The 8,581-nt window shown below is 71.9% G+C and carries 10 protein-coding genes; 7 read left to right on the plus strand and 3 right to left on the minus strand.

Annotated features, from left to right (window positions below; translation table 11 throughout):
- Positions 1-11 precede the first annotated feature (11 nt).
- Complete coding sequence (locus tag ACFWP3_RS27450; protein ID WP_384226059.1) at positions 12-830, minus strand: SOS response-associated peptidase; 819 nt, start codon at positions 828-830, stop codon at positions 12-14.
- 53 nt (positions 831-883) lie between these two features.
- On the opposite strand from ACFWP3_RS27450, the gene ACFWP3_RS27455 reads away from it, so the two are divergent.
- From ACFWP3_RS27455 to ACFWP3_RS27470, 4 genes are all read left to right on the plus strand, one after another.
- Positions 884-1,597 carry a M50 family metallopeptidase gene (locus tag ACFWP3_RS27455; RefSeq protein WP_384226062.1) on the plus strand — a complete coding sequence of 238 codons (714 nt, stop codon included), beginning with the start codon at positions 884-886 and terminating at the stop codon, positions 1,595-1,597.
- A 53-nt stretch (positions 1,598-1,650) separates the two neighbouring features.
- Entirely contained in the window at positions 1,651-3,015 is a 1,365-nt protein-coding gene (gene aroA / locus ACFWP3_RS27460; RefSeq protein ID WP_384226064.1) for a 3-phosphoshikimate 1-carboxyvinyltransferase, read from the plus strand.
- 9 nt (positions 3,016-3,024) lie between these two features.
- Entirely contained in the window at positions 3,025-4,035 is a 1,011-nt protein-coding gene (gene rsgA / locus ACFWP3_RS27465; protein WP_384226066.1) for a ribosome small subunit-dependent GTPase A, read from the plus strand.
- A 91-nt stretch (positions 4,036-4,126) separates the two neighbouring features.
- Positions 4,127-4,450 (plus strand): multidrug efflux SMR transporter, encoded by a 324-nt coding sequence (locus ACFWP3_RS27470; protein ID WP_030011402.1) that lies wholly within the window; start codon positions 4,127-4,129, stop codon positions 4,448-4,450.
- Here ACFWP3_RS27470 and ACFWP3_RS27475 read toward each other — a convergent pair.
- The gene (locus ACFWP3_RS27475) at positions 4,416-4,955 is read right to left on the minus strand and encodes a TetR/AcrR family transcriptional regulator (RefSeq protein ID WP_384226068.1); all 540 of its coding nucleotides are present in this window, start codon (positions 4,953-4,955) and stop codon (positions 4,416-4,418) included. The two genes, ACFWP3_RS27470 and ACFWP3_RS27475, sit on opposite strands and share 35 nt — an antisense overlap.
- 112 nt (positions 4,956-5,067) lie before the next feature.
- Here ACFWP3_RS27475 and hisN point away from each other — a divergent pair, with 112 nt between their 5' ends.
- Positions 5,068-5,871, plus strand: a complete 804-nt coding sequence (gene hisN, locus ACFWP3_RS27480) for a histidinol-phosphatase (protein ID WP_384226071.1) — start codon at positions 5,068-5,070, stop codon at positions 5,869-5,871.
- A 161-nt stretch (positions 5,872-6,032) separates the two neighbouring features.
- Entirely contained in the window at positions 6,033-6,425 is a 393-nt protein-coding gene (locus ACFWP3_RS27485) for a cyclic nucleotide-binding/CBS domain-containing protein (RefSeq protein WP_384226073.1), read from the plus strand.
- Between the two features lie 66 nt (positions 6,426-6,491).
- On the opposite strand, the gene ACFWP3_RS27490 is transcribed toward ACFWP3_RS27485, so the two are convergent.
- Positions 6,492-7,961: a catalase gene (locus ACFWP3_RS27490; RefSeq protein ID WP_384226076.1), complete on the minus strand. Its 1,470-nt coding sequence runs from the start codon at positions 7,959-7,961 to the stop codon at positions 6,492-6,494.
- A 130-nt stretch (positions 7,962-8,091) separates the two neighbouring features.
- On the opposite strand from ACFWP3_RS27490, the gene ACFWP3_RS27495 reads away from it, so the two are divergent.
- Complete coding sequence (locus ACFWP3_RS27495) at positions 8,092-8,508, plus strand: Fur family transcriptional regulator (RefSeq protein WP_384226078.1); 417 nt, start codon at positions 8,092-8,094, stop codon at positions 8,506-8,508.
- The last annotated feature ends 73 nt before the right edge of the window (positions 8,509-8,581 follow it).

Genomic DNA, 8,581 nt, shown 5'->3' on the forward strand with positions numbered 1-8,581 from the left:
TCCTGCCCGGGTCAGAAGAGGGTGCCCTCTTCCGGCGCGGCCAGTTCCGCGAGCAGCTCCGGCGCGTTGTTGCGCACGTTGCTCACGGCGGTGGACACCGGGTAGGCCCGCATCAGGCCGCCCGGCGGCGGTGCCAGCAGTTCGCGCAGCGAGCCCTCGGTGTCGGTGTTCGCCGGGTCCAGCCAGGCGTCCCAGCGGTCGGGGGTCAGCATGAGCGGCATCCGGGGGTGGATGTCGGACAGCGAGCGCGGCCCCTCGGCGGGGGCCTGCCCCAGCGGCCCGGTCTCGGCCTCGGCGGTGATCACCGAGCAGGTGACCCACCAGGCGAGCGGGTGCTCGTCGGGCAGGGTCCGGTCGCGCCAGAACTCGTATATGCCGGCCATGGCGAAGACGGAGCCGTCGGTGGGGAGCACGAAGTAGGGCTGCTTGCGGGCCCGCTTCTTCTTCCCCTCCACCTCCAGCTGCCGCTCGTCGTGGGCGGTGACCCACTCGTAGTAGCCGTCGGCGGGGACGATGCAGCGGCGCTGCGCGAAGGGGCGGCGGAAGGAGGGCTTCTCGGCGAGGGTCTCCGACCGGGCGTTGATCATCCGGGCGGCTCCGTCGGGGTCCTTGGCCCAGGACGGTACGAGACCCCACTTCAGCGTGCGCAGCTGGCGAACCGGACGGGGGTCGGAGGCGTCTTTCAGGGGACGGTCGAGGACGACGTGGACCTGTTTCGTGGGCGCCACGTTGAAGTCGGGGGCCAGGGTCTCCTCCGGCTCCCATTTCTCGATGCCGAAGGCCTCCACCAGGTCCTCGGGCTTACGACTCGCTGCAAACCGTCCGCACATGCCTGCCACACTGCCATGGCACCAGCACCCCACCGCAAGGAGTCCTCCACTTCATGGACAGCAGCAGCACGGCCGGCCTGTGGGACCGGCTCACGGGTATACAGACCGCGCCCGACCTGTGGCTGGTGATCGCGACCGGTCTGGTCGCGCTGGCCGCCGTGGGCCCGCGCCCGCTGTGGCGGCTGTCGCGCAACGCGGTGACCATCGCGCACGAGGGCGGCCACGGCCTGCTGGCGCTGCTGACCGGGCGGCGGCTCGACGGGATACGGCTGCACTCCGACACCAGCGGGGTCACCGTCAGCCGGGGCAAGCCGACCGGGCTGGGCATGGTCCTGACCGCCGCCGCCGGGTACACCGCGCCCTCGCTGCTGGGGCTCGGCGGGGCGGCCCTGCTGTCCGCGCACCGGATCACGCTGCTGCTGTGGGTGGCCACCGCCCTGCTGGTGGCGATGCTGGTGATGATCCGCAACGCGTACGGGGCGCTGACGGTCGTGGTGACCGGCGGGACCTTCCTGCTGGTGTCCTGGCTGGCCCCCGCCGAGGTGCAGGCGGTGTTCGCGTACGCGGTGGTGTGGTTCCTGCTGCTCGGCGGCGTCCGGCCGGTCTTCGAGCTCGGGGCCAAGCGCCGGCACGGCGGAGCGCCCGATTCGGACGCCGACCAGCTCGGGCGGCTCACCCACGTACACCCGGTGGTGTGGCTGCTCCTGTTCCACGTCGTCGCGCTGTGCTCCCTGGTGGGCGGCGGCCGCTGGCTTCTCGACCTCTGAGACGGCCCAGCGATCAAGATCCGGGGCCGGGCGGAGCCACTAAAGTGGGGGCCATGACCGAGACCCCCGCGCTCCCCGCCCTCTGGCCCGCCCCGATCGCCGACGCCGCCGTCCGCGCCACCGTCACTGTGCCGGGTTCGAAGTCGGTCACCAACCGCGCCCTCGTGCTCGCCGCGCTCGCCGCCGAGCCGGGCTGGGTGCGCCGGCCGCTGCGCTCGCGCGACTCCCAGCTGATGGCGGACGCCCTGCGCGCGATGGGCGTGGGCATCGAGGAGACCGTCTCCTCCAGCTCCGCCCGGTCGGCCAACGGCGCGGTGGGCGGCGAGGCCTGGCGGATCATCCCGGCGGCCCTGCACGGCCCGGCCACCGTAGACGTCGGCAACGCGGGCACGGTCATGCGCTTCCTGCCGCCCGTCGCCACCCTCGCCGACGGCGACATCCGCTTCGACGGCGACCCGCGCTCCTACGAGCGCCCGCTGGGCCAGGTCATCGACGCCCTGCGCACCCTCGGCGCCCGCATCGACGACGACGGCCGGGGCGCGCTGCCGCTGACCGTGCAGGGCGGCGGGGCCCTGGAGGGCGGCGTCGTGGAGATCGACGCCACCAACTCCTCCCAGTTCGTCTCGGCGCTGCTGCTCTCCGCCCCGCGTTTCAACCAGGGCGTCGAGGTGCGGCACGTGGGCACCAACCTGCCGTCGATGCCGCACATCCGGATGACGGTGGAGATGCTGCGCGCGGCGGGCGCCCAGGTCGACACCCCCGAGGCGGGCGGCGAGAAGAACGTGTGGCGGGTGGCCCCCGGCGCGGTGCTCGGCCGCGACCTGGTGGTCGAGCCGGACCTGTCCAACGCCCAGCCCTTCCTGGCCGCGGCGCTGATCACCGGCGGTACGGTCACCATCCCGGACTGGCCGCGCCGCACCACGCAGCCCGGTGACGCGCTGCGCCGGATCTTCACGGAGATGGGCGGCTCCTGCGAGCTGACCGACGCGGGCCTGGTCTTCACCGGCACCGGCAAGATCCACGGCATCGACGTGGACCTGGGCGAGGTCGGCGAGCTCACCCCCGGCATCGCGGCGGTGGCGGCGCTGGCCGACTCGGAGTCGGTGCTGCGCGGGGTGCAGCACCTGCGGCTGCACGAGACGGACCGGCTGGCCGCGCTGACCAAGGAGATCAACGCGCTCGGCGGCGACGTCACCGAGACGGCGGACGGCCTGCGCATCCGGCCGCGCCCGCTGCACGGCGGCACCTTCCACACGTACGACGACCACCGGATGGCCACCGCGGGCGCGGTGATCGGCCTGGCGGTGGACGGCGTGATGATCGAGAACGTGGCGACGACCGCGAAGACCCTGCCGGACTTCCCGAAGATGTGGGCGGACATGCTCGCGGGAGATCCGGCTGCGGGAGCGGGAGCGTAGGGCCGCGTCATGCGCAGGTACGGCAAGCACACCGATGAGGACGACATCCGCCAGCGGCCCAACCCCAAGGGCAACCGGCCGCGGACGAACATCCGGCCCAAGCACGAGGACGCCTCGGAGGGCTTCGTCCTGACCGTCGACCGCGGCCGGCTCACCTGCCTGGTCGGGGACCGCACGGTGCACGCGATGAAGTCCCGGGAGCTGGGCCGCAAGGCGGCGGTGGTCGGGGACCGGGTCTGGATCGTCGGTGACCTGTCCGGCAAGAAGGACACCCTGGCCCGGATCGTGCGGATCGAGGAGCGCAAGTCCGTCCTGCGGCGCACCGCCGACGACGACGACCCGTTCGAGCGGGTGGTCGTCGCCAATGCCGACCAGCTGGCGATCGTGACGGCCCTGGCCGACCCGGAGCCGCGGCCCAGGATGATCGACCGCTGCCTGGTGGCGGCGTACGACGCCGGTCTGGAACCGCTGCTGGTGCTCACCAAGTCCGATCTGACCTCCGCCGACAAGATCCTGGAGATCTACTCGACGCTCGGCGTGAACTACGTGGTGACCAACCGCGAGGAACTCGCGACGGGCGACGCGGCCGACCGGGTGCGCGAACGGCTGCACGGCCGGATCACGGCCTTCGTCGGCCATTCGGGCGTCGGCAAGACCACCCTGGTCAACTCGCTGGTCGCCGAGGACCGCAAGCGCGCCACCGGGCACGTCAACGCGGTCACCGGCCGCGGCCGGCACACCACCACCTCGGCCCTCGCGCTGCCGCTGCCGGGCGGCGACGGCTGGGTCATCGACACCCCGGGCGTGCGCTCCTTCGGCCTGCACCACGTGGATCCGTCCCGGGTGATCCTGGCCTTCCCGGACCTGGTGCCGGGCACCGAGGAGTGCCCGCGCGCGTGCAGCCACGACGAGCAGGACTGCGCGCTCGACCAGTGGGTGGAGGACGGTCACGCGGACCCGGCGCGGCTGTATTCGCTGCGGCGGCTGCTGGAGACGCGGGAGCGCCGCGAGGGAGACTGACGCGTCATCGGGTTTGCCGAAGATCGTGTCTGGATAAATGCATAATCGCACCAAGTGGCGAGAATTCACGTGACGCGGGGAGGCATTCGACATGGCGTGGCTGCTCGTCGTGGTTGCGGGACTCCTGGAAACCGGGTTCGCCGTCTGCCTGAAGCTGTCCCACGGCTTCACCCGGCTGTGGCCGACCGTCGCCTTCGCCTGCTTCGCGCTCGGCAGCTTCGGCCTGCTCACCCTGGCCCTGAAGAAGCTGGACGTGGGTCCGGCGTATGCGGTGTGGACCGGGATCGGCGCGGCCGGGACGGCGATCTACGGCATGGTCTTCCTCGGCGACCTGGTCTCCACCCTCAAGCTCGTCTCGATCTCGCTGGTGATCCTCGGGGTCATCGGGCTCCAGCTGTCCGGTTCTGCGCACTGAGCAGCCGCAGCAGCTCCCCCGCCCCCGGCTCCTCCCCCGGGGCCACCACGTAGGACAGCGCGAGCCGCACGGCGAGCTCGCAGCGCTGCACGTCCTGGGCGGGCACGAGCGCGGCGGCCGCCCGGTCCCGGACGGCCCGGGCCAGCTCGCCGGGCACGGGCGCGCGGCCCGCGGCGGGCAGGCCCGGCTCCCAGAACCCGGTGAGCAGGGCCCGTACGAGGGGATGCGCGCGGGCCGCCCGCACGGTCCACTCCGCGACCGCGGCGAGCCGCTGGGAGGTGGGGGCGGGGGTGGACAGGGCCCGCTCGACCCCGTCGAGGTACCACTCGCTCTCGCGCCGGATCAGGGCGCGGCCCAGGCCCCCCTTGCCGCCGAACTCGTTGTACAGGGTCTGCCGGGACACCCCGGCCGCTGCCGCCACGTCGACCATCCGCACGGCCGGCCAGGGGCGTGCCGAGAGCGCCGCTCCCGCCGCCTCCAGCAAGGTCTCCCGGGCTGCCGGCATCGTCGCCTCCACTGGGCCGTTCCCGCTGGGCTCCCCGGCCAGAGTTGACGGGCCGACAGATCCTGTCAAGGGCGCGTCCCGGCCGCGCCACCGGCCGCGATACTGTTCGGCCATGTCCGAGTATGACGATGACCTGCGCCTTGCCCTCGAACTCGCCGACGCGGCGGACGCCGCGACGATGGAGCGTTTCCGTGCCCTCGACCTCCAGGTCGAGACGAAGCCGGACATGACCCCGGTGAGCGAGGCGGACCGGGCGGCCGAGGAGATCATCCGGGCCGGCATCGAGGCCGCGCGCCCCGACGACGCGATCCTCGGCGAGGAGTACGGCCTCAAGGGCGACGGCCCGCGGCGCTGGGTCGTGGACCCGATCGACGGCACGAAGAACTACGTGCGCGGGGTCCCGGTCTGGGCGACCCTGATCTCCCTGACGGCCGAGGGCGCGGACGGCGTCTTCCGGCCCGTGGTGGGCGTGGTGTCGGCGCCCGCGCTGGGCAGGCGCTGGTGGGCGGTGCGGGGCGGCGGCGCCTTCGCGGGCGGCGCGCTCGGCGAGACGGCGCCGGTCGGCGTCTCGAAGGTGGCCGCGCTGGGCGACGCCTCGTTCGCGTACTCCTCGCTGAGCGGCTGGGAGGAGCAGGGGCGCCTGGCCGGCTTCCTGGACCTGACCCGGGCCTGCTGGCGCACCCGCGGCTACGGGGACTTCTGGCCGTACATGATGGTCGCGGAGGGCTCGCTGGACCTGTGCGCCGAGCCGGAGCTGAACCTGTGGGACATGGCGGCCATCGCGGTCGTGGTCCAGGAGGCCGGCGGCCGGTTCACCAGCCTGGACGGGGTGGACGGGGTGCACGGCGGGAACGCGGCGGCCTCGAACGGGCTGCTCCACGAGGAGATGCTGGAGCTGCTGCGACCGCGCGGCTGAGCGGGCTCCGGGGCATGTCCCTTTGCGTGCCCCCTTGTTGACGGTGCATGCCCGTGGGAATCTGAGAATCCTCCGCTTGTGCGCTTGTGAATCCTTTCTCTAGGATCCCGCGGGCGCACCACACCCAAGCGGAGGGACTCACCCAGGAGGTGGCTCTCTTCATGCTCGTCCGTGACGCAATGAGCACCGTGATCCTCACCCTCGGACCCGCGCACACCCTGCGTCAGGCGGCCTGCCTGATGTCGGGGCGGCGCGTCGGCGCAGCCGTCGTACTCGACCCCGACCACAGCGGACTCGGCATCCTGACCGAGCGCGACATACTCAACTCGATCGGCGCGGGCCACGACCCCGACCGGGAGACCGTGGCGGCCCACACCACGAACAACGTGGTGTTCTGCACCCCGGAAGCCACCGTGCAGGAGGCCGCCGAGGCCATGGTCCACGGCGGCTTCCGGCATCTGATCGTGCTGGAGCACGGCGGCCCGGTGGGCATCGTCTCCGTGCGCGACGTCATCCGCTGCTGGGTGCCCGCGCGGCGCACCGTCGCGGCATGACGCGGCGACGGGCCGGAACCCCGTGGGGGTTCCGGCCCGTCGCCCTGCTACGGCAAGCGGTCCGCGTCAGCCGCGGAGGGCCTGGACCGCGGCGTCGAGCCGCTTGCCGAAGTCGTCGTCCGCCCGGCGGAAGTTGCCGACCGCGCGCTCGACGATGTCATCGCGGGAGACCTTGGCGATGAAGCCGGCCAGGTTCTCGATCAGGCGGGACTTCTCGTCCTCCGAATACAGGCGGTAGAGGTTCCCCGCCTGGACGAAGTCGTCGTCCTCGCTGTGCACGGCCGCGGGGTGGTTGCCGGTGCCGCCGGCCACCGCGACCGGCTGCCACAGCGGGCGGTCCGTCTGGTGCGGGCCGCCGAAGCTGTTCGGCTCGTAGTTCTTCGCGCCCTTGTGGCGGCCGTCGTACAGGTGGCCGTCGCGGGAGTTGGTGCGCGCCTCGGTGGCGTGCGGGCGGTTCACCGGCAGGTGGTCGGCGTTGATGCCGACGCGGTAGCGGTGGGCGTCGCCGTAGCCGAAGAGGCGGCCCTGGAGCATCTTGTCCGGGGAGGGGCCGATGCCGGGGACGAAGTGGGCGGGGCTGAAGATGCTCTGCTCGACCTCGGCGAAGACGTTCTCCGGGTTGCGGTTGAGCTCCAGCTTGCCGATCTCGACCGGCGGGTAGTCCTCGTGCGGCCACACCTTGGTGAGGTCGAACGGGTTGAAGCGGTAGGTCGCCGCCTCGGCCGCCGGCATGATCTGGACCTGCACGGTCCAGGTCGGGAAGTCGCCGCTCTCGATGGCCTCGCGCAGGTCGCGCTGGTGCGAGTCGGGGTCCTCGCCGGCGAGCTTGTTGGCCTCGGCCTGGGTGAGGTTCACGATGCCCTGGTCGGTCTTGAAGTGGTACTTGACCCAGAAGACCTCGCCGGCCTCGTTGTTCCACTGGAACGTGTGCGAGCCGTAGCCGTTCATGTGGCGGTAGGACGCCGGGATGCCGCGGTCGCCGAACAGCCAGGTCACCTGGTGGGTGGACTCGGGCGAAAGCCCCCAGAAGTCCCAGACGTTGTCCGCCTCCTGCGAGCCCGTGTACGGGTCGCGCTTCTGGGTGTGGATGAAGTCCGGGAACTTGATCGCGTCCTTGATGAAGAACACCGGGGTGTTGTTGCCGACGAGGTCGTAGTTGCCCTCTTCGGTGTAGAACTTCAGCGCCCAGCCGCGGGGGTCGCGCACGGCGTCGGCGCTGCCGAGGTTGCCCGCGACGGTGGAGAAGCGCAGGAAGGTCTCGGTCTGCTTGCCGACCTCGGAGAGGAACGCCGCGCGGGTCCACTGCGAGACGTCGCGGGTCAGCGTGAAGGTGCCGTACGCACCGGCGCCGCGGGCGTGCACCACGCGCTCCGGGATGCGCTCGCGGTTGAAGTGCGCGAGCTTCTCGAGCAGCAGCTGGTCCTGGACGAGTACGGGGCCGCCGACGCCTGCGGTCTCGCTGTTCTGGTTGTCGGCGACCGGAGCCCCGGCCTCCGTGGTGAGCGGTCCCTGCGTCACGTGCGCCTCCTGCGTCATTCCTGCCTGTCCTGTCCTTGGTGATTGCCGTACTCGATCCTACAATGGACAATGTCTAAGTCAAGTAAGCATCCAAGTCCGCACTGGTTCGGGAGTTACACCGAATCCCCTCACTGTTAGGCTGGCGTCCATGAGTGACCTGCTGGAACGACTTCGCGGACGCGGATGGCGCATGACCGCACAGCGGCGCGTCGTGGCCGAGGTGCTCGACGGTGACCACGTTCACCTGACGGCCGACGAGGTGCACGCGCGCGCCGTGGCGAAGCTGCCCGAGATCTCCCGGGCGACGGTCTACAACACGCTCGGCGAGCTCGTGAGCCTCGGCGAGGTGCTGGAGGTCGCCACGGACCGCCGCGCCAAGCGGTACGACCCGAACGCGCACCGGCCCCACCAGCACCTGGTGTGCGCCCAGTGCGGCGCGATCCGCGACGTCCACCCGGCGGGCAACCCGCTGGCCGACCTGCCCGACACCGAGCGCTTCGGCTTCGTGGTGTCGGCGGTCGAGGTGACGTACCGCGGGGTGTGCCCGAACTGCGCCGCCGCCTGACCCCGGACACGAGGAGGGCCCGGATCCCCTGGGGATCCGGGCCCTCCTCGTTCGTCCGCTTCAGGTGTGAAAA

This window comes from Streptomyces sp. NPDC058525 (assembly GCF_042719495.1).
GTDB lineage: Bacteria > Actinomycetota > Actinomycetes > Streptomycetales > Streptomycetaceae > Streptomyces.

Bases quoted from the DNA above. Each gene is read 5' to 3' on its own strand.
- ACFWP3_RS27450 (WP_384226059.1), bottom strand. From the start codon at position 830: ATGTGCGGACGGTTTGCAGCGAGTCGTAAGCCCGAGGACCTGGTGGAG.
- ACFWP3_RS27495 (WP_384226078.1), top strand. From the start codon at position 8,092: ATGAGTGACCTGCTGGAACGACTTCGCGGACGCGGATGGCGCATGACC.
- ACFWP3_RS27485 (WP_384226073.1), top strand. From the start codon at position 6,033: ATGCTCGTCCGTGACGCAATGAGCACCGTGATCCTCACCCTCGGACCC.
- ACFWP3_RS27475 (WP_384226068.1), bottom strand. From the start codon at position 4,955: ATGCCGGCAGCCCGGGAGACCTTGCTGGAGGCGGCGGGAGCGGCGCTC.
- ACFWP3_RS27470 (WP_030011402.1), top strand. From the start codon at position 4,127: ATGGCGTGGCTGCTCGTCGTGGTTGCGGGACTCCTGGAAACCGGGTTC.
- rsgA (WP_384226066.1), top strand. From the start codon at position 3,025: ATGCGCAGGTACGGCAAGCACACCGATGAGGACGACATCCGCCAGCGG.
- hisN (WP_384226071.1), top strand. From the start codon at position 5,068: ATGTCCGAGTATGACGATGACCTGCGCCTTGCCCTCGAACTCGCCGAC.
- ACFWP3_RS27490 (WP_384226076.1), bottom strand. From the start codon at position 7,961: ATGACGCAGGAGGCGCACGTGACGCAGGGACCGCTCACCACGGAGGCC.
- aroA (WP_384226064.1), top strand. From the start codon at position 1,651: ATGACCGAGACCCCCGCGCTCCCCGCCCTCTGGCCCGCCCCGATCGCC.
- ACFWP3_RS27455 (WP_384226062.1), top strand. From the start codon at position 884: ATGGACAGCAGCAGCACGGCCGGCCTGTGGGACCGGCTCACGGGTATA.